Raw genomic sequence first — 19,273 nt, 5'->3', positions numbered from 1 at the left:
ACATCCTAAGGCGTTAGCCTACTCGTTTCACGTCGCCCACCAGCAGGATGTAGGAGAGCGCGCCGATCAGCGCCACGGCAGAGATATACACCAGAGCCGGACCAAAGCCGTAGTCCTGCGCAAGGTAGCCGATAACCAGCGGCACGGTGATCCCACCCAGCCCGCCAACGAAGTTAAACACGCCACCGGTCAGGCCGCTCAGACGCATCGGCGCCAGGGACGACACCAGAGACCAGGTGATGGAGGCAAAGCCGTTCCCGAAGAACGCTATCGCCATCAGGGTCATGATCCACACCGGATCGTTGGTGTAGTTTGCCCCCATGATGCAGGTCGAGATCAGCAGCCCGCAGATAATCGGTGTTTTACGCGCCACGCCCAGCGAGAAGCCTTTTTTCACCAGCTTGTCCGCCAGCCAGCCCGAGAGCAGTACGCCGAAGAAGGCCGCCAGGAACGGCACGGTGGTCATAAAGCCCGCCTTCAGCGCGGTGATCCCTTTTTCCTGCGTCAGGTAGTTCGGGAACCAGGTGAGGAAGAACCACAGCGTGGAGGTCACCGCGAACTGTCCCAGATACACGCCCACCAGCTTACGGTGGAAGACCAGCTTCCAGTCCGCTTTGGTTAACGGCTGGCGCGCCTCTTTTTTCACCGGGGCATCGCCATCTACCAGACCGCCACCGTCGCGGATGTAGTCCAGCTCGGCTTTGGTGATGCTTTTGGTCAGACGCGGCGGCTGATACACCTTGAACCAGATGAGCGACCAGATAATGCCGATCCCGCCGGTGACGATAAACACCCAGTGCCAGCTCAGCAGCTCCTGGATCCAGATTAACAGCGGCGTCAGAAATGCCAGGCCCACAAACTGCCCGGAGGTGTAAAAGCCTACGGCAGAGGCACGCTCATGTTCCGGGAACCAGCTGGTCACCATGCGGTTGTTGGTCGGGAACGCGGGTGCTTCAAACACCCCGGTGATGGCGCGCAGGCCAATCAGCGACATCAGCCCGGTGGCGAAGCCCTGGAACAGGGTCGCCACGGACCAGCCCAAAATAGCGATAAAGTAGGTCAGACGCGATCCCACGCGGTCAAGGAACCAGCCGCCGGGGATCTGACAGAGCGTATACAGCCAGGCAAACGCCGAGAAGACATAGCCCATTTCCGCTTTGGTGATGCCGAACTCTTCCTGAATATGAGCCGATGCCACGGCGAGGTTGGCGCGGTCGACATAGCAAATGACCACGGTAATAAAGATCATCATCAGCGTCAGGTAACGGCGACGCCCGGTTTTTGCAGCAGTAACTGGAATATCCATCGCAATCTGTCTCCAGATTTTGGGCATAGCGAAGCCGCTCACCATGCCCTGTAATTTACAGAGGGTTATATTTTTGTATGTATGATTTTTGCCCGGAGGCGCTTCGCTTACCGGGCCTACGGGAGAGTAGGCCGGATAAGCGAAGCGCCATCCGGCTTTACCACTCGGCTACGGAACCGTCCTCATGACGCCACAGTGGATTACGCCAGTCCGGCGTATTTTTACTCAGCTCAATGACTTTGGCTTCGTCAATTTCCACGCCAAGGCCCGGCTTCGTTAACGGTTTAAAGAAACCGCCTTCCATGCTGAAGTCTTCTTTGTTTTTCACAAAGTCGAGCAGCTCCGCGCCCTTGTTATAGTGAATGCCCATGCTTTGTTCCTGAAACACCGCATTGCGGGAGACGAAGTCCACGTGCAGACAGGCTGCCAGCGCAATAGGCCCAAGCGGACAGTGCGGCGCCAGCGCCACATCGTAGGCTTCTGCCATGCCGGCAATTTTGTAGCATTCGGTGATGCCGCCCGCGTGGGAGAGGTCCGGTTGCAGAATCGCAATGCCGCCCGCTTCCAGCACGCGTTTAAACTCGAAGCGCGAGAACATGCGTTCACCCGCCGCGATGGGAATGTGCGTCTGTTCTGCCAGTTTTGGATAGTATTCCGCCTGCTCGGCCAGTACAGGCTCTTCGATAAACAGCGGGCGATACGGCTCCAGCTCTTTAATCAGCACTTTGGCCATCGGCGCGCTGACGCGGCCGTGAAAGTCCAGGCCAAACTCAATCTCGTTGCCGAAAGCCTCACGGATTTGCGCCACGGTGTTCACCGCCCGGTCTACCGCGCGCGAGTTGTCGATAACGCCCATCTCTTCGCAGCCGTTGAGTTTGAAGGTGTCAAAACCAATGTTGCGCAGCTGGCGGATACCGTCGATGACTTCCGCAGGGCGATCGCCGCCCACCCAGCTGTAGGCTTTGATTTTGTCACGTACCAGACCGCCCATTAATTGCCAGACCGGGGCATTCAGCACTTTGCCCTTGATATCCCACAGCGCCTGGTCGATACCGGCGATGGCGCTCATCAGGATCGGACCGCCACGGTAAAATCCCGCCCGATACATGACCTGCCACAGGTCGTTGATGCGCGCCGGATCCTGGCCAATCAGGTATTCACCCAGCTCGTGAACCGCGGCTTCAACCGTACGCGCACGGCCTTCAATCACCGGCTCGCCCCAGCCGACCACGCCTTCGTCGGTTTCGATTTTCAGGAACATCCAGCGCGGGGGTAAACGGTACGTGGTGAGTTTGGTTATTTTCATTGCACTGCCTCTCGATACGCTTTCACAAATGCTGTCGCCTGCCGGGCGGTACGCTCAACGGACTGGCCTGCACGATAGAGATCGCTGCCCAGCCCCGCGCCCACACAGCCCGCGTTTATCCACTGCACCAGGTTTTCCGGCGTGACGCCGCCCACGGCAAAGACCGGCACGCTGGCGGGTAAGACCGCCTTCAGCGCTTTGATGTAGTCCGGGCCAAAAGCCGACGACGGGAAAATTTTGAGCGACTGTGCGCCCGCATCGAGGGCGGTAAAGGCTTCTGTGGCGGTGGCGCACCCCGGGCAAACGGTCATGCCGTAATCCACCGCCCGGCGGATGACCTCGGGGTTGATATTGGGTGTGACGATAAGCTTGCAGCCCATTTTCGCCAGGTCATCCACCTGCTCCGGCTGCAACACGGTTCCTGCGCCAATCAGTGCCTTATCACCAAACGCCGCCACCACTGCCGGAATGCTTTTTTCCCACGCCGGAGAGTTGAGCGGGATTTCCACCGCGTCGAACCCGGCGTCGATAACCGCGCCAACGTGCGCTAACGCCTCGTCGGGCGTGATGCCGCGCAAAATCGCGATAAGGGGAAGATCAGTTTGCCACTGCATGAGCGATGCTCCTTATGCCTGCCTGAAATGCCGTGTCGCCCTCCACCGCGGCAACATCCCGTCCGATAGCGTGGAACGCCTGGCGGTAACGTGACGTCAGCGATGAACCCGCGACGAGCGTGATGGTCTGCTGCCCGGCGAACGCGTCGCTCAGGGTGGCGACTTCGGCGCCAATCAGCAGGCCGGACAGAAATTCGCTAACCTGCTCGCGCGGAAGATTTCCCAGCACGTGCGAGGCGCGAACCTCAAAAAGTTGCGGCAAAACGGCAGGGGATGCGATCCCGCGCTCAAGCCCGGCAGCAAACGCTTCCGGCGAAGGGTTCTGCTCCGGCAAACCGGCCCCCACCAGCGAATGCGTAAGCAGCAAATGATGCAATTCACCGGTCATCACGGTGCGAAAATCATGAATTTGCTCAGCATCCGCCTGGACCCATTTGCAGTGCGTCCCGGGCATGACGTAGACAGAAGAAGGAGAAAGGGTGCGCGCCCCGAGCAGCTGCGTCTCTTCGCCGCGCATCACGTTTTGGTTATCGTCGCGAGAGACGCATAAACCGGGAATAATCCAGACATTGTCGCCAACGGACGTTAACTTCTCACCAATGGAGGCGAAATGAACCGGAACCGACAGGTAAGGTGCGACCTTCCAGCCCACGTTACTGCCGACCATTCCGGCCATCACCACCGGCGTGTTACCGTCGCGCCAGCTTTGTGTCACCTCTGCTAACACCGCTTCAGGGGATTTACCGTTCAGACGCGTGACGCCTGCTTCCGATTGCCTGCTTTCCAGGCACTGCTCGCCCTGGTAGAGCCAGGCGCGCAGATTGGTCGATCCCCAGTCAATTGCGATGTAGCGTGATGTCATGTGATTTCCTTCAACCTTCGTGTCGAGCTGGCGATCATGGTTAGCGCCGCCTGCTCTGCCGCATCGCCGTCCTGATGCCGTATCGCATCGAACAGCGCTTTATGTTCCTGAAGCGTTTTCGGCATGTTGGCCTCATCGCCCATCCAGGTACGTTCAAATACTGCTCGCTGTAGCGAGCTGATCGCCACGCTAAGCTGCTGTAAAACCGGGTTATGCACCGACTGCAATACCGCCTCGTGATAGCGAATGTCCGCTTCGTTGAACGCCTCCCGATTCTGGTTATTGGCGATCATGTCGTTCAACGCTGACTCAATCTGTGCCAGGTCACCAGACGTTGCGCGCTCTGCTGCCCAGCGGGCAATGGCCGGTTCCACCAGATTTCGGACTTCGCTCATCGCGCCGATAAGCCGGGGGTCGTAGTCGTTTTCCAGTACCCATTGCAGAACATCGGTATCGAGGTAGTTCCACTGGTTACGCGGTGCAACAAACGCCCCGCGATAGCGCTTCATTTCAATCAGCCGCTTCGCCATTAGCGAGCGGAACACTTCCCGGATGATGTTGCGCGAGGTTTCAAACTCTTCGCACAGTTCGGCCTCTGCTGGCAGCGGCGAACCGGGAACGTATTTGCCACCCACAATCTGGGTGCCCAGCGTGATGACAATGCGATCGGTTTTATTGAGTGTCATGGAGAGTCCTTGTGCTCTGTAAGTCCATCACTACTTTACCGCGACCGCTGAATTTCGCCTCACTTTTGCAGTACAAACGTGAGGCCATTCGTCTTTGCTGTGGTGACAATGTAGTACAATCATTTAATGTTGTACTACAATCTAGATCACAAAAAGAACAACTCAATAAATTCAGGGCAAAAAAAAGCCCCGGTTGATAACCGGGGCTAATGATTTAAGCGCTTGTTACGACAGAACGAATTTCTCGATCGCCCAGGCAACGCCGTCTTCCAGGTTAGATTTGGTAACGAAGTTCGCCACGTCTTTTACCGACGGGATCGCGTTATCCATCGCCACGCCCATGCCCGCATACTCGATCATCGCAATATCGTTTTCCTGATCGCCCAGCGCCATGATCTCCTCAGGCTTAATGCCCAGCGCATCGGCAAGCGATTTCACGCCCGTGCCTTTATTGACGCGTTTATCAAGGATTTCGAGGAAGTACGGCGCGCTTTTCAGCACGGTGTATTTCTCTTTTACCTCAGCCGGAATGCGTGAGATGGCTTTGTCGAGGATCGCGGGTTCGTCGATCATCATTACTTTCAGGAACTGGGTTGCCGGATCCATGTTTTCCGCTTCGCAGAACACCAGTGGAATGGTTGCAACGTAGGACTCGTGCACCGTGTAGTAGCTGATATCGCGGTTGGCGGTGTAAAGCGTATTACGATCGAGCGCGTGGAAGTGGGAGCCTACTTCGCGGGACAGTTTTTCCAGGAACAGGTAGTCATCATAGCTCAGTGCAGTTTGCGCCACCGTGCTGCCATCGGCTGCCTTTTGCACCAGCGCGCCGTTATAGGTGATGCAGTAATCGCCAGGCTGGTTCATGTGCAGCTCTTTCAGGTAGCTGTGCACCCCGGCATACGGTCGTCCGGTGGTGAGCACGACGTTCACGCCTTTTTCGCGTGCAGCGGCGATCGCGTTTTTAACGGCTGGAGAGATGGTGTGGTCCGGCAGCAGCAGCGTGCCGTCCATATCGATTGCAATGAGTTTGATGGCCATGAGGTCCCCGGGATAAATGAGTGCTACCTCATGCTAACGCGATTAAGCCCACAAAAATAGAGCTAATTTGCGCAACAAAAAGCCCCTTTTACGTTTATCCCGGGAACGGGAACTCACTCGCGGGTGAGAACAATTTTGCCAAACGCGCCGCGATCCAGATGTTCAAGCGCCTGTTCCAGCTCGTCAAAGCGGTAGCGATGCTCAATCACCGGTTTTAAGCCAGTGACGTCAACGGCACGGACAAAATCTTCCAGCGCCCGACGGTGTCCAACCCCAATCCCCTGGATGACGGGGGATTTCAGCAACAGTTCGCTCGCGGGCAGCGAAATGTCTGTCCCGGCCAGCACGCCAATCACTGAGATACGCCCGTGAACGGCAACGGCGCGCAGGGAATGCTTCAGGTTCTCGCCTCCCACGGTTTCAATGATATGGTCAATGCCGCGGTCCTGCGTGAGTACCAACGCATTTTCAGCCCAGTCGCCTTTCAGCCGGTTAATGCCCTGGCTGGCGCCCAGTTTTTTGGCCAGCGCCAGTTTTTCATCACTCCCCGACGTGACAATCACCTCGGCGCCGTGCGCTTTTGCTATCTGCAAAGCGAATAGCGCCACGCCGCCCGTCCCCTGTACCAGCACCGATTGCCCGGCGCGTAAATGACCGCGCTCCACCAGCGCGAACCATGCGGTAAGCCCCGCACAAGGAAGCGTGCTGGCCTCAGCGTCATCCAGGCTTTCCGGGGAGGCCACCAGCGCGTTTTCACTCACAATCACATACCCGGCCAGCATGCCCTGGAAGTATCCACCGGACGTTTTGTAGGGCAAATCGCGCGCGTCTGCCTGCGGCTTGCCGTCGATCCACTCGGGGAAAAAGGTGGAGATGACGCGTGCGCCGGGTTTGAAGCGTGTCACCCCGTCGCCAATGCTGTCCACCACGCCCGCCATGTCAGACGCCGGGGTAAACGGGAAGGAAAGCGGAATCGGCATCGTGCCTTCGATAACCATTTTATCCCGGTAGTTGAGCGCAACGGCATTTACCCGTACGCGAACCTCACCCGGGCCTGGCTGTGGAACAGGCTCCTGAACAAGCTGAAGGCTCTCGCGCCCAAGGGCGTTCATTGACCAGCGCTGCATTGTTTCTGTCATTTTTTTCTCCTGTCATCAGATGATTTTCAGTTCTGACAGTCTACCGTTGACTCTACGTCGCCAGTGGCGATAAATTTTCCCACTATTGATGACCAAAAAGATACAATCAGTTCATGACCGATACGCTGAAAGATATTCCCGTTTTCGTTGCCTCCGTAGAAGCAGGAAGTTTTGCGCAGGCCGCCGTGCGTCTGCATTTGTCGCGCTCGGCGGTAGGAAAAAGCATTGCTCGTCTTGAAGAGAGGCTGGGGGTTCGTCTGTTTCATCGGACCACGCGCAGTCAGAGGCTGACCGATAACGGCGCGCTTTTTTATAAACGCTGCCTGCGCGCGCTGGAGGAGATTCGTGGCGCTGAATCGCTGCTTGAAACCGGAAAACATCAGGTCAGCGGACGGCTGCGGGTTGCCATGCCGGTGCTGTTTGGTCGTCAGTGTATCGCCCCGCTGCTCACAGAGCTGACGCAGGAACACCCCGGACTTGAGCTTGAAATGTCCTTCAGCGACCGCATCGTGGATCTCGTGGAAGAAGGGTTTGATATGGCGGTGCGCAATGGCACCCTGGCTGACAGCGCCGTGCTGGTCGCCAGAAGGCTGGGTGAGCACCGAATGGTTCTGTGTGCCGCGCCGGATTATCTGCTTAAGAATGGCCAGCCGCAGGCCGTTGATGATTTACGCCAGCATACGACCATTAACTACACGCGTGCGGGCAGAGTCTTACCCTGGCAGCTGATGGATTACGATGGCACGTCGCGCACGTTTATTCCCCGCTCATCTCTCAATATGGATGATTTACAGGCGATCTGCGACGCGGCGCTGGCCGGCCACGGCCTTGCGTGGTTACCCTGCTGGATGGTCAACAAAGAAATTCAGCAGGGGAACCTTGTCCCGCTCTTAAATCAGGCCCCGGATGTACGCTTCGACGTTCATGCCGTCTGGCAGCAGACGCCGCACCTGCCGCTAAGGGTTAGAATTGCCATAGATAAGCTGGCGAGCCGTTTACCGGCAGTGATGTCGCTGGACCTTCCTGCGCCCATAAAAAAGCCGCGCTAAAGCGCGGCCAGTTATGTTGCCGTAAAGCGACGATTAAATATCGATATTCGCCGCCTTCAGGGCGTTCTCTTCGATGAAGGCACGACGTGGTTCAACCGCATCGCCCATCAGGGTGGTGAAAAGCTGATCCGCTGCAATCGCGTCTTTAACGGTGACGCGCAGCATGCGACGGCTTTCCGGATCCATGGTGGTTTCCCACAGCTGATCCGGGTTCATTTCGCCCAGACCTTTATAACGCTGAATAGAGAGGCCACGACGGGACTCTTTCACCAGCCACTCCAGCGCCTGCTCGAAGCTGGCTACCGGCTGACGACGCTCGCCACGTTCGATAAACGCATCTTCTTCGATCAGACCGCGCAGCTTCTCGCCGAGGGTGCAGATACGGCGGTATTCCGGACCGGTCACAAATTCGTGCTCCAGCGGGTAGTCGGTATCGACGCCGTGGGTACGCACGCGCACAATCGGCTCGAACTGCTGCTCAGCGTTCTGCTGAACGTCGAACTTCCACTGGCTGCCGTGCTGCTCTTTCTCGTTCAGCTCGCTCACCAGGGTATTCACCCAGCGGGTTACGGCCTGCTCGCTGCTCAGATCGGCTTCGGTCAGGGTTGGCTGATAAATCAGCTCCTTCAGCAGCGCTTTCGGATAGCGGCGCTCCATGCGGCCAATCATTTTCTGCGTGGCGTTGAACTCGGAGACCAGACGCTCCAGCGGCTCGCCGGCCAGCGCTGGCGCGCTGGAGTTCGCGTGCAGGGTCGCGCCGTCAAGGGCGATGGCGATTTGGTACTGATCCATCGCCTCGTCATCCTTAATGTACTGCTCCTGCTTGCCTTTTTTCACCTTGTACAGCGGTGGCTGCGCAATGTAGACGTGGCCGCGCTCAACGATTTCCGGCATCTGACGATAGAAGAAGGTCAACAGCAGCGTACGAATGTGCGAGCCGTCGACGTCCGCATCGGTCATGATGATGATGCTGTGATAGCGCAGCTTGTCCGGGTTGTACTCGTCGCGCCCAATGCCGCAGCCGAGCGCGGTGATGAGCGTCGCCACTTCCTGAGAAGAGAGCATCTTGTCGAAGCGCGCTTTCTCAACGTTAAGGATTTTACCCTTCAGCGGCAGGATCGCCTGGTTCTTGCGGTTACGGCCCTGCTTCGCAGAACCGCCCGCGGAGTCCCCTTCCACAAGGTACAGTTCAGACAGCGCCGGGTCGCGTTCCTGGCAGTCAGCCAGCTTGCCCGGCAGGCCTGCCAGGTCCAGCGCGCCTTTACGACGGGTCATTTCACGGGCTTTACGCGCCGCTTCACGGGCACGTGCCGCATCAATAATTTTGCCCACCACGATTTTCGCGTCGGACGGGTTTTCCAGCAGGTATTCGCTCAGCAGTTCGTTCATCTGCTGCTCAACCGCCGATTTCACCTCAGAAGAGACCAGCTTGTCTTTGGTCTGAGAGGAGAACTTCGGATCCGGCACCTTCACGGAGACCACGGCAATCAGGCCTTCACGGGCGTCGTCACCGGTGGCGCTGACTTTCGCTTTTTTGCTGTAGCCTTCTTTGTCCATGTAGGCGTTCAGGGTACGGGTCATCGCCGCGCGGAAGCCCGCAAGGTGAGTACCGCCGTCGCGCTGCGGAATGTTGTTGGTAAAGCAGTAGATGTTTTCCTGGAAACCGTCGTTCCACTGCAATGCCACTTCGACGCCGATACCGTCTTTTTCGGTGGAGAAGTAGAAGATATTCGGATGAATTGGCGTTTTGTTCTTGTTCAGATACTCAACAAACGCCTTGATACCGCCTTCGTAGTGGAAGTGATCTTCTTTGTTGTCGCGCTTGTCGCGCAGACGAATCGACACGCCGGAGTTCAGGAACGACAGTTCGCGCAGGCGTTTCGCCAGGATGTCGTACTCAAACTCGGTAACGTTGGTGAAGGTTTCGAGGCTCGGCCAGAAACGCACCATGGTACCGGTTTTATCGGTATCACCCGTCACGGCCAGCGGAGCGTCAGGCACGCCGTGCTGGTAGATCTGACGGTGAATTTTGCCTTCGCGCTGGATAACCAGCTCCAGCTTCTGCGACAGGGCGTTTACCACGGAAACGCCTACGCCGTGCAGACCGCCGGAAACCTTATAGGAGTTATCATCGAACTTACCGCCTGCGTGCAGCACGGTCATGATCACTTCCGCAGCCGATACGCCCTCTTCCGGGTGAATACCGGTTGGGATGCCACGACCATCATCGGTAACGGACACGGAGTTGTCCGCATGGATCGTGACCACGATGTCTTTACAGTGACCCGCGAGCGCTTCGTCGATAGCGTTATCTACCACCTCGAATACCATGTGGTGCAGACCGGTGCCGTCATCCGTGTCGCCGATATACATACCCGGGCGCTTACGCACCGCATCCAGCCCTTTCAGGACTTTGATACTGGAGGAGTCATAAGAATTCGACATCAACGTTTCTCGCTCATTTCAACTTGGGTTAATCCGTTATTTTACCCTTTTCCACGGTAAACATCTTCGAATTTTCGTCCGACATGTCCATAACGTGTTCAGCGCTAATGGCGCTGACGAAAACCTGCGACTGCGTGGCTTTTAAGCGGCTGGCAAGCAGTCCGCGCCGTGCGTCGTCAAGTTCCGAGGCAAAATCATCTATCAGGTACAGGCAGCGTCGCCCGCTTTCGCGGGTGAGGAACTCCCCCTGCGCCAGGCGCAGCGCGCACATCAGGAGCTTCAGCTGCCCGCGCGACAGCGTATCTTCCACCGGCGCACCGTCGGCACGAATGCGGAAATCCGCCTTGTGCGGGCCGTGCGCGGTATAGGTCAGCATGCGGTCGCGCTCGAAGCTTCTCTCTAACACCTCGGCATAATCCGTCTCTTTCTCCCAGCCGCGCTGGAAGGAGAAGGTGAGAGAGAACTCGGGTAAAAACTGTTTGCAGGTGTCGGCCATGTCTTCGGCGATACCTGCGCTGTATTCGGCACGCCAGCGGCTGATCTGTTCCGCGAGAGGGATGAGTTCCATGTCCCACGGACGCAGCTGGGCGTAGCGCGTGACCTGGCGCAACGCGGCGTTACGCTGTTTAAGCAGACGCTTCAGGTTGCTCCAGGCGTTAAAGAAACCGGCTTCATTGTGAAAGCATCCCCAGTCGAGGAACGCTCTTCTGTATTTGGGGCCGCCGTTGAGTAAAGTAAACCCCTCGGGCGTAATCAGCTGCATTGGCATCAGTAGCGCTAGCTCTGCCACCTTGTGGCCATCGGTGCCGTCGATGCGGACCTTGCTGTCGCCCTGCTTGTCTTTGGTCAGACCGATGGCGGTTTCCCGCTCTGCGCCCTGCAAACGCCCGTGCAGAACAAAAGAGTCCTGCTCGTGGCGAATCACGCGACCAATCTGCAAACTGCGAAACGCCCGGCCATGGCCGAGCGTATAGATGGCTTCCAGCACGCTGGTTTTGCCGCTGCCGTTCGCGCCAACCAGGAAGTTAAAGCCGGGGGATAAAGCGAGATCCGCGCTTTCGATATTGCGAAAGTCGCGGATCAACAGACGGGTGAGCGACATTACAGTCTCATTGGCATGACAACATAAGCCGCGCTTTGGCTGGCCGCATCTTCAATCTGTACGCTCGAAACGGAGTCGGTCAGCAGAATGCGCACATTCTCGCATTTCAGTGCATTGAGCACATCCAGCACGTAGCTGACGTTGAAGCCGATTTCCATCTCAGCCCCGGCGTAGGTGACGTCCAGAATCTCTTCTGCCTCTTCCTGCTCCGGGTTGTTGGCGGTGATTTTGATCTGGTTTTCACTCACGTACAGACGTACGCCGCGGAATTTCTCGTTCGAGAGAATGGCCGCGCGGGCAAACGCCTGCTTGAGGATATCGCAGCCCGCTTCCAGCGTTTTGTCCGGGTTCTTCGGCAATACGCGGCGATAATCCGGGAAACGACCATCAACCAGCTTCGACGTAAAGACAAAATCACCCACGTGGGCACGGATGTTATTGCTGCCAATCTGCACCCGCAGCGGCGTGTCACCGCCGTCGAGCATACGCATCAGTTCAATCACGCCTTTACGCGGCACGATCACCGAATGGTTCGGCAGCGAGTCGCCAATCGGCATGGAACAGACCGCCAGACGGTGGCCATCGGTGGCCACGGTACGCAGCTCTTCACCTTCGGTTTCGAACAGCATGCCGTTTAAGTAGTAACGAACGTCCTGATGCGCCATGGAGAACTGCGTAGCTTCAATCAGACGCTTCATCGTCGCCTGCGGCAGGGTAAATTCAACTTCGCTCTGCCAGTCGTCCAGGTTCGGGAAATCCGCAGCGGGCAGCGTGGAAAGGGAGAAACGGCTGCGGCCAGAGCGCACCAGCATGCGGTCGCCCTCCAGCTGCACGGCGATTTCAGCACCTTCCGGCAACCCACGGCAGATATCAAAGAATTTACGTGCCGGAACCGTGGTCGCGCCCGCGTCGTGCGGCTGAGTCAGCGTAACGCGCGCGATCATTTCCATTTCCAGATCTGTGCCGGTCAGCGACAGCGTACCGTCCGCGACCTGAAGCAGCAGGTTTCCAAGAATAGGCAGCGTTGGGCGGCCGCCTAACGGGCCACTCACCTGTTGCAGCGGTTTTAATAAATGTTCACGTTCAACGGTAAATTTCATAGCGTCACGATGATAATGTTCTGATTAAATTGGAAAAATCTTCTTTTATGTCGTGGCTTTCTTCGCGTAACTGCTCAATCTTGCGACAAGCGTGCAGCACGGTCGTATGGTCACGGCCACCAAACGCATCGCCGATTTCCGGCAGGCTGTGGTTGGTTAGCTCTTTTGCCAGCGCCATCGCCATCTGACGCGGACGCGCCACCGAGCGGGAACGACGTTTAGACAGTAAATCTGCCACTTTGATCTTGTAGTACTCAGCCACCGTCTTTTGAATATTGTCGATAGTGACCAGTTTTTCCTGCAATGCCAACAAATCGCGCAGCGCTTCACGCACAAAATCGATGGTGATCGCACGACCGGTGAAATTGGCGTTAGCGATAACGCGGTTCAGCGCGCCCTCCAGCTCACGAACGTTGGAGCGCAGGCGCTTGGCAATAAAGAACGCCACTTCGCCCGGCAGGCGAATGTCGTTCTCGTCGGCTTTTTTCATCAGGATCGCGACGCGGGTTTCCAGCTCCGGTGGCTCGATCGCCACGGTCAGGCCCCAGCCGAAGCGGGATTTCAGACGATCTTCAACGCCGTTGATCTCTTTAGGATAACGATCCGAGGTCAAAATGATCTGCTGATTGCCTTCCAGCAGGGCGTTAAAGGTGTGGAAAAACTCTTCCTGCGATCGTTCTTTATTGGCAAAGAACTGAATGTCATCGATCAGCAGCGCATCAACGGAACGGTAGTAGCGTTTAAACTCTTCGATCGCATTGTTTTGCAGGGCTTTTACCATGTCCTGAACGAAGCGCTCGGAGTGCATATACACCACTTTCGCATTCGGCTTACGCGCCATAATGCCGTTACCCACCGCGTGCAGAAGGTGCGTTTTACCGAGACCCGTGCCGCCATAAAGAAACAGCGGGTTATACGCGCCACCGGGGTTATCAGCAACCTGGCGAGCCGCCGCGCGCGCCAGCTGGTTCGACTTACCTTCAACGAAGTTATCGAACGTGTGCTTCACGTTCACGTTAGAGCGGTAGGTAGGCTCAGCGGGGGCAGGAACGTTATCCCAGCCCTGACGAGCCGGTGCAACGCGAGGCGCTGGAGCGGGCGCCGCCTGTGCAGGGGCTGCCACATTGACAACTTCACGAACGGTTTGGGTGACCGGCTTTGTGCCCACTTCAAAACGCAGCTGTGGGGCATCTGACCCGCAAAAATCGTTCAGCAGTCCATTGATATTATTAAGGTATTTATCCCTTACCCAATCGAGCACGAAACGGTTTGGCGCATACAAAGCCAGCGTGTTATCGCTCAGTTCCGCCTGCAACGGGCGGATCCACATACTGAATTCTGTGGCTGGTAACTCATCCTGCAATCGGGCAAGACACTGCTGCCAAAGCGAAAGTGACACGGCGGACTCCACTCGAACAATAAAAGAAAACTATTGAATATTCATGATTGTTGGCGCACATCGACATGACCCCATCAGGGTGATGTGCGAACCGCTATCTGCGGTTATACACGCTATCGTTGATACAACCTGAACGATGTTGTGTTTATGCCCGACCAGGATCGCTGGATCCCGATCGGGACCGCGGATCATAGCCTAAACTGAGCCAGAGATCTTCTGTTTCTCACAGATTCTTCCCGATTTATCCACAGGATGATCCGGAATCGGGTAAGTGTAAACGATCCTGACGCGGGTGCCCCGCGATTTAGCCCGCATATTGGAAAATTTAATGAGCACAGACGATTTTTGGCTTAAATGATCTAACGAAGATCCGGGACGATCCTTGCGCTTTGTGGATGACTCCGTATAATCCTCGACCCGGCGCGTGATGCTCATCTTCCTGCGTCGTCCGTTGCTCATTTTCCACGCGAAATCGTGCGGAAATACGCGGGAAATAAGGAAAGAGAATTGACTCCGGAGTGTACAATTATTACAATCCGGCCTCTTTAATCACCCACGGCTTCGGCGTCCGTCATTCGAAACTCGGTCGGGCATCCGCAAAAGTCATGAATTTTTTCAAGTTTAGGTAGAAATCGCCATGAAACGCACTTTTCAACCGTCTGTACTGAAGCGCAACCGTTCTCACGGCTTCCGTGCTCGTATGGCTACTAAAAATGGTCGTCAGGTTCTGGCACGTCGTCGTGCTAAAGGCCGCGCTCGTCTGACCGTTTCCAAGTAATAAAGCTAACCCCTGAGTGGTTAAGCTCGCATTTCCCAGGGAGTTACGTTTGTTAACTCCCACTCATTTCACTTTCGTCTTCCAGCAGCCATTACGGGCTGGCACGCCGCAAATCACCATCCTCGGCCGCCAAAATTCGCTGGGGCATCCCCGTATCGGTCTCACAGTCGCCAAGAAAAACGTTAAGCGTGCGCATGAACGCAACCGGATTAAACGTCTGACGCGTGAAAGCTTCCGTTTACGTCAGCACGAACTGCCTTCTATGGATTTCGTGGTGGTGGCTAAAAAAGGGGTTGCCGACCTCGATAACCGTGCTCTCTCGGAAGCGTTGGAAAAATTATGGCGCCGCCACTGTCGCCTGGCTCGCGGGTCCTGATAGCCCTTATCAGGGTCTATCAACGCCTGATTAGTCCGCTACTCGGGCCACATTGCCGTTTCACCCCTACGTGCTCAAGCTACGGAATTGAGGCATTGCGCAGGTTTGGAGTGATAAAAGGCAGTTGGTTGACGGTGAAACGCGTATTAAAATGCCACCCTTTACACCCAGGTGGAGACGACCCCGTCCCTCCAGGACCCTTTGATACCAGAGAACACTAACGATGGATTCGCAACGCAATCTTCTTATCATCGCTTTGTTGTTCGTGTCTTTCATGATCTGGCAGGCATGGGAGCAGGATAAAAATCCTCAACCCCAGCAGCAGACCACGCAGACCACGACCACCGCAGCGGGTAGCGCCGCCGACCAGGGCGTACCGGCCAGTGGCCAGGGGAAACAGATTACGGTTAAGACCGATGTGCTTGAGCTGACTATCAACACCCGTGGTGGTGATGTTGAGCAGGCGCTGCTGTTGACCTACCCGAAAGAGCTGAAGTCTACCGAACCGTTCCAGTTACTGGAAACCACGCCTGAATTTATCTACCAGGCACAGAGCGGCCTGACCGGTCGTGATGGCCCGGATAACCCGGCTAACGGTGCGCGTCCACTGTATAACGTCGAAAACGACACGTTTGTGCTGGCTGATGGTCAGAACGAACTGGTTATTCCGATGACCTACACCGACGCGGCAGGCAACACCTTCACCAAAACCTTCACCCTGAAACGCGGTGAGTATGCGGTGAACGTGGGCTACAGCGTGCAGAACGCCGGTGCGAAACCGCTGGAAATCTCTACCTTTGGTCAGCTGAAGCAGTCCATCAATCTGCCGTCTCACCGTGACACCGGAAGCAGCAACTTTGCGCTGCATACCTTCCGTGGCGCGGCATATTCCACGCCAGATACCAAGTACGAGAAATACAAATTCGACACCATTGCCGATAACGAAAACCTGAACGTCAGTTCTAAAGGCGGCTGGGTCGCAATGCTGCAACAGTATTTCGCGACGGCGTGGGTACCGAACAACGACGGTACGAATAACTTCTACACCGCGAACCTCGGCAACGGTATTGCAGCCATCGGCTACAAATCTCAGCCGGTTCTGGTACAGCCGGGTCAAACCGGTAAGCTGGCAAGCACCCTGTGGGTCGGTCCGGAAATCCAGGACAAAATGGCTGCCGTTGCGCCGCACCTGGATCTGACCGTTGATTACGGTTGGTTGTGGTTCATCTCTCAGCCGCTGTTTAAGCTGCTGAAGTTCATCCACAGCTTCCTGGGTAACTGGGGCTTCTCCATCATCGTTATCACCTTTATCGTTCGTGGCATCATGTACCCGCTGACGAAAGCGCAGTACACCTCCATGGCGAAGATGCGTATGCTACAGCCGAAGATTCAGGCTATGCGTGAGCGTCTGGGCGATGACAAACAGCGTCAGAGCCAGGAGATGATGGCCCTGTATAAAGCAGAGAAAGTAAACCCACTGGGTGGTTGCTTCCCGCTGCTGATTCAGATGCCAATCTTCCTTGCGCTGTACTACATGCTGATGGGTTCCGTTGAGCTGCGCCACGCGCCGTTCGCCCTGTGGATCCATGACCTGTCCGCACAGGACCCGTACTACATCCTGCCGATCCTGATGGGCGTGACGATGTTCTTCATCCAGAAGATGTCTCCGACCACCGTGACCGACCCGATGCAGCAGAAGATCATGACCTTTATGCCGGTCATCTTCACCGTGTTCTTCCTGTGGTTCCCGTCAGGTCTGGTGCTGTACTATATCGTCAGCAACCTGGTGACCATCATCCAGCAGCAGCTGATTTACCGTGGTCTGGAAAAACGTGGCCTGCATAGCCGCGAAAAGAAAAAGTCCTGATTCGGTAAGTTAACGCTAAAATAAGGGCGGTCGATTGACCGCCTTTTTTATTTGTATTGAACGAGAGCAACCATGAGCCATAACGACACTATCGTCGCCCAGGCAACCCCACCGGGACGCGGTGGTGTAGGCATTCTGCGTATCTCCGGCCTGAAGGCGCGTGAGGTGGCCGAAGCGGTGCTGGGTAAACTGCCAAAGCCGCGCTACGCTGATTATCTGCCGTTTAAAGATGCCGACGGCACCCCGCTGGACCAGGGCATCGCGCTGTGGTTCCCCGGCCCGAACTCCTTTACCGGCGAAGACGTGCTGGAACTTCAGGGCCACGGCGGTCCGGTGATCCTCGACCTGCTGTTAAAACGTATTCTGACCCTGCCTGGCCTGCGCATTGCGAAGCCGGGCGAATTTTCCGAGCGTGCGTTCCTGAACGACAAGCTCGACCTGGCGCAGGCCGAAGCGATTGCTGACCTGATCGACGCCAGCTCCGAACAGGCGGCCCGCTCCGCGCTGAACTCGTTGCAGGGCGCGTTTTCCGCACGCGTGAATCATCTGGTGGAAGCACTTACTCACCTGCGAATCTATGTCGAAGCGGCTATCGACTTCCCGGACGAGGAGATCGACTTCCTTTCTGACGGCAAAATCGAAGCCCAGCTGAACCAGGTGATGAACGATCTGGATGCCGTCCGCGCCGAAGCGCGCCAGGGCAGCCTGCTGCGTGAAGGCATGAAGGTGGTCATTGCCGGACGCCCCAACGCCGGGAAATCGAGCCTGCTGAACGCCCTGGCGGGCCGTGAAGCGGCGATCGTCACCGACATCGCCGGCACCACCCGCGACGTACTGCGCGAGCATATCCATATCGACGGCATGCCGCTGCACATCATCGATACCGCCGGCCTGCGCGATGCGAGCGATGAAGTCGAGCGTATCGGCATCGAACGCGCCTGGCAGGAGATTGAGCAGGCCGATCGCGTGCTGTTTATGGTAGACGGCACCACGACCGACGCCGTTGATCCGGCAGAGATTTGGCCGGACTTTATCGCCCGTCTACCTGCCAAACTGCCGATCACCGTAGTGCGCAACAAGGCAGACGTGACCGGCGAAACGCTTGGCCTCAGCGATGTGAATGGTCACTCACTTATTCGCCTGTCGGCCCGTACCGGGGAAGGCGTAGAAGACCTGCGTAACCATCTCAAACAGAGCATGGGCTTCGACACCAGCATGGAGGGAGGCTTCCTGGCGCGTCGTCGTCACTTGCAGGCGCTGGAAGAGGCGGCTCGCCACCTTGAGCAGGGCAAAGCCCAGCTTATCGGCGCGTGGGCCGGTGAGCTGCTGGCCGAGGAACTGCGTCTGGCGCAGCAGAATCTGAGCGAGATCACCGGGGAGTTTACGTCCGACGATCTGCTGGGACGGATTTTCTCAAGCTTCTGTATTGGTAAGTAAGTTTTAGTCCATCCTCGTCCGTGAACGTTCACTGACCCGCATTAACTACCTGTTAATGCGGGTTTTTATTTTGCGTGCTGGTGTAAGTTTAAGCTTTCAGAGAGTAAATCCGATATCTAATCTTGTAGCTCACAGTCCAACTTTCTTGACGGCATTTAAAATGAATGCGCGGACAGCCTTGGTTAATGCGAGGCAAGAAAATCAGAGCGTTATCTGCTGCAACAAAGTCCTCGCAATCAAAGTAATTGGTTCAGGCCATTCTATTAACTCAGTTTATACATACCTTTATAAATTCCTGGTTTTCACCTTTATCCGGATTAACCATTTTTTCTGTGTGGTTCAGGCGCTAAGGTTAGACCCGTCTGGATCACGGAGAAGCCACCGTGTCGCTGAAGCGCCTGCGCCAGACTTTACGTCACTTCCGGCAGCAGGATACTGAAAGCATCGTGGCTCACCTGCCGGAGTATCGTGCGTCCTGTTTACTGAAGGCGTGACAACCGGCGGGAGGAATTCTGCGTGCAGTATGGCGAAACGGATTATGGCTTTCTCTGCCCTCTGCTGGCAGAAGAAGACATTTCTTTTATGAGAAACCTGCCCGTGAAGGAAAGAGCCAGGGCCAGAACATAAAAACCATTAACAGAAGGAACTGGTAATGAGCGGTAAACCGGCCGCCCGGATGGGCGACATGACAAAATACGGCGGACCCGTCGTTCAGGGCTCTGCGGGTGTGTTTATCGGCGCGCCCACCGGCGTGGCCTGCTCGGTGTGT

At 56.4% G+C, this 19,273-nt stretch carries 17 protein-coding genes and 1 pseudogene; 7 read left to right on the top strand and 11 right to left on the bottom strand.

The annotated features are described in order from the left end of the window. Positions 1 to 13: 13 nt before the first annotated feature. The 7 genes from N5C09_RS10960 to N5C09_RS10930 form a co-directional block, all read right to left on the bottom strand. Complete coding sequence (locus N5C09_RS10960) at positions 14 to 1,351, bottom strand: MFS transporter (protein ID WP_279749033.1); 1,338 nt, start codon at positions 1,349 to 1,351, stop codon at positions 14 to 16. A 112-nt stretch (positions 1,352 to 1,463) separates the two neighbouring features. Next, complete coding sequence (gene dgoD / locus N5C09_RS10955; RefSeq protein ID WP_063868621.1) at positions 1,464 to 2,612, bottom strand: galactonate dehydratase; 1,149 nt, start codon at positions 2,610 to 2,612, stop codon at positions 1,464 to 1,466. Further along, positions 2,609 to 3,226: a 2-dehydro-3-deoxy-6-phosphogalactonate aldolase gene (locus N5C09_RS10950; protein WP_279749032.1), complete on the bottom strand. Its 618-nt coding sequence runs from the start codon at positions 3,224 to 3,226 to the stop codon at positions 2,609 to 2,611. Before N5C09_RS10950 ends, dgoD begins: the two co-directional genes overlap by 4 nt. Continuing rightward, positions 3,210 to 4,088: a 2-dehydro-3-deoxygalactonokinase gene (locus tag N5C09_RS10945; protein WP_279749031.1), complete on the bottom strand. Its 879-nt coding sequence runs from the start codon at positions 4,086 to 4,088 to the stop codon at positions 3,210 to 3,212. The genes N5C09_RS10950 and N5C09_RS10945 overlap by 17 nt, the downstream gene beginning before the upstream one ends. Next, positions 4,085 to 4,774 (bottom strand): D-galactonate utilization transcriptional regulator DgoR, encoded by a 690-nt coding sequence (gene dgoR, locus N5C09_RS10940; RefSeq protein ID WP_003861109.1) that lies wholly within the window; start codon positions 4,772 to 4,774, stop codon positions 4,085 to 4,087. Before dgoR ends, N5C09_RS10945 begins: the two co-directional genes overlap by 4 nt. Before the next feature lie 225 nt (positions 4,775 to 4,999). Beyond that, on the bottom strand, positions 5,000 to 5,812 hold the full coding sequence (yidA, locus tag N5C09_RS10935) for a sugar-phosphatase (protein WP_045308263.1): 813 nt from the start codon (positions 5,810 to 5,812) through the stop codon (positions 5,000 to 5,002). A 113-nt stretch (positions 5,813 to 5,925) separates the two neighbouring features. After that, positions 5,926 to 6,951 (bottom strand): NAD(P)-dependent alcohol dehydrogenase, encoded by a 1,026-nt coding sequence (locus tag N5C09_RS10930; RefSeq protein WP_279749030.1) that lies wholly within the window; start codon positions 6,949 to 6,951, stop codon positions 5,926 to 5,928. A gap of 113 nt (positions 6,952 to 7,064) precedes the next feature. Here N5C09_RS10930 and N5C09_RS10925 point away from each other — a divergent pair, with 113 nt between their 5' ends. Further along, entirely contained in the window at positions 7,065 to 8,000 is a 936-nt protein-coding gene (locus N5C09_RS10925; protein ID WP_279749029.1) for a LysR family transcriptional regulator, read from the top strand. A gap of 33 nt (positions 8,001 to 8,033) precedes the next feature. Here N5C09_RS10925 and gyrB read toward each other — a convergent pair whose 3' ends face one another. From gyrB to dnaA, 4 genes are read right to left on the bottom strand one after another with little or no spacing between them, the layout of a single operon-like run. After that, positions 8,034 to 10,445, bottom strand: coding sequence for a DNA topoisomerase (ATP-hydrolyzing) subunit B (gyrB, locus tag N5C09_RS10920; RefSeq protein WP_063452049.1), 2,412 nt, complete (start codon positions 10,443 to 10,445; stop codon positions 8,034 to 8,036). A 28-nt stretch (positions 10,446 to 10,473) separates the two neighbouring features. Further along, the gene (gene recF / locus N5C09_RS10915; protein WP_059294145.1) at positions 10,474 to 11,547 is read right to left on the bottom strand and encodes a DNA replication/repair protein RecF; all 1,074 of its coding nucleotides are present in this window, start codon (positions 11,545 to 11,547) and stop codon (positions 10,474 to 10,476) included. Next, positions 11,547 to 12,647: a DNA polymerase III subunit beta gene (gene dnaN, locus N5C09_RS10910; RefSeq protein ID WP_003861122.1), complete on the bottom strand. Its 1,101-nt coding sequence runs from the start codon at positions 12,645 to 12,647 to the stop codon at positions 11,547 to 11,549. The genes recF and dnaN overlap by 1 nt, the downstream gene beginning before the upstream one ends. A 4-nt stretch (positions 12,648 to 12,651) precedes the next feature. Next, on the bottom strand, positions 12,652 to 14,046 hold the full coding sequence (dnaA, locus tag N5C09_RS10905; RefSeq protein WP_003861124.1) for a chromosomal replication initiator protein DnaA: 1,395 nt from the start codon (positions 14,044 to 14,046) through the stop codon (positions 12,652 to 12,654). Between the two features lie 637 nt (positions 14,047 to 14,683). On the opposite strand from dnaA, the gene rpmH reads away from it, so the two are divergent. From rpmH to N5C09_RS21340, 6 genes and pseudogenes are all read left to right on the top strand, one after another. Continuing rightward, complete coding sequence (gene rpmH / locus N5C09_RS10900) at positions 14,684 to 14,824, top strand: 50S ribosomal protein L34 (protein ID WP_000831330.1); 141 nt, start codon at positions 14,684 to 14,686, stop codon at positions 14,822 to 14,824. Between the two features lie 16 nt (positions 14,825 to 14,840). Further along, positions 14,841 to 15,200, top strand: a complete 360-nt coding sequence (rnpA, locus tag N5C09_RS10895; RefSeq protein ID WP_006808764.1) for a ribonuclease P protein component — start codon at positions 14,841 to 14,843, stop codon at positions 15,198 to 15,200. Further along, on the top strand, positions 15,164 to 15,421 hold the full coding sequence (gene yidD, locus N5C09_RS10890) for a membrane protein insertion efficiency factor YidD (protein ID WP_001307474.1): 258 nt from the start codon (positions 15,164 to 15,166) through the stop codon (positions 15,419 to 15,421). Before rnpA ends, yidD begins: the two co-directional genes overlap by 37 nt. A gap of 2 nt (positions 15,422 to 15,423) precedes the next feature. Further along, entirely contained in the window at positions 15,424 to 17,067 is a 1,644-nt protein-coding gene (gene yidC / locus N5C09_RS10885) for a membrane protein insertase YidC (RefSeq protein WP_003861138.1), read from the top strand. A gap of 72 nt (positions 17,068 to 17,139) precedes the next feature. Then, positions 17,140 to 18,504 carry a tRNA uridine-5-carboxymethylaminomethyl(34) synthesis GTPase MnmE gene (gene mnmE / locus N5C09_RS10880; RefSeq protein ID WP_063868610.1) on the top strand — a complete coding sequence of 455 codons (1,365 nt, stop codon included), beginning with the start codon at positions 17,140 to 17,142 and terminating at the stop codon, positions 18,502 to 18,504. 497 nt (positions 18,505 to 19,001) lie between these two features. Next, positions 19,002 to 19,086 (top strand): annotated as a pseudogene (locus N5C09_RS21340) (contractile injection system protein, VgrG/Pvc8 family); the annotation flags it as partial. Positions 19,087 to 19,273: the final 187 nt, after the last annotated feature.

Origin of the sequence: Enterobacter sp. GD03975 (assembly GCF_029838645.1) — a bacterium.
In the GTDB taxonomy this organism is placed as follows: domain Bacteria; phylum Pseudomonadota; class Gammaproteobacteria; order Enterobacterales; family Enterobacteriaceae; genus Enterobacter; species Enterobacter quasihormaechei.
The sequence above is the reverse complement of the archived record's forward strand: the minus strand, read 5'-3'. Positions and strand labels throughout refer to the sequence as shown.

Excerpts from the sequence above, each read along its gene's own strand:
- mnmE (WP_063868610.1), top strand. The coding sequence starts at position 17,140 with ATGAGCCATAACGACACTATCGTCGCCCAGGCAACCCCACCGGGACGC.
- N5C09_RS10945 (WP_279749031.1), bottom strand. The coding sequence starts at position 4,088 with ATGACATCACGCTACATCGCAATTGACTGGGGATCGACCAATCTGCGC.
- N5C09_RS10925 (WP_279749029.1), top strand. The coding sequence starts at position 7,065 with ATGACCGATACGCTGAAAGATATTCCCGTTTTCGTTGCCTCCGTAGAA.
- dgoD (WP_063868621.1), bottom strand. The coding sequence starts at position 2,612 with ATGAAAATAACCAAACTCACCACGTACCGTTTACCCCCGCGCTGGATG.
- yidD (WP_001307474.1), top strand. The coding sequence starts at position 15,164 with ATGGCGCCGCCACTGTCGCCTGGCTCGCGGGTCCTGATAGCCCTTATC.
- N5C09_RS10950 (WP_279749032.1), bottom strand. The coding sequence starts at position 3,226 with ATGCAGTGGCAAACTGATCTTCCCCTTATCGCGATTTTGCGCGGCATC.
- N5C09_RS10960 (WP_279749033.1), bottom strand. The coding sequence starts at position 1,351 with ATGGTGAGCGGCTTCGCTATGCCCAAAATCTGGAGACAGATTGCGATG.
- dnaN (WP_003861122.1), bottom strand. The coding sequence starts at position 12,647 with ATGAAATTTACCGTTGAACGTGAACATTTATTAAAACCGCTGCAACAG.
- yidC (WP_003861138.1), top strand. The coding sequence starts at position 15,424 with ATGGATTCGCAACGCAATCTTCTTATCATCGCTTTGTTGTTCGTGTCT.
- rpmH (WP_000831330.1), top strand. The coding sequence starts at position 14,684 with ATGAAACGCACTTTTCAACCGTCTGTACTGAAGCGCAACCGTTCTCAC.
- dgoR (WP_003861109.1), bottom strand. The coding sequence starts at position 4,774 with ATGACACTCAATAAAACCGATCGCATTGTCATCACGCTGGGCACCCAG.
- yidA (WP_045308263.1), bottom strand. The coding sequence starts at position 5,812 with ATGGCCATCAAACTCATTGCAATCGATATGGACGGCACGCTGCTGCTG.
- gyrB (WP_063452049.1), bottom strand. The coding sequence starts at position 10,445 with ATGTCGAATTCTTATGACTCCTCCAGTATCAAAGTCCTGAAAGGGCTG.
- N5C09_RS10930 (WP_279749030.1), bottom strand. The coding sequence starts at position 6,951 with ATGACAGAAACAATGCAGCGCTGGTCAATGAACGCCCTTGGGCGCGAG.
- recF (WP_059294145.1), bottom strand. The coding sequence starts at position 11,547 with ATGTCGCTCACCCGTCTGTTGATCCGCGACTTTCGCAATATCGAAAGC.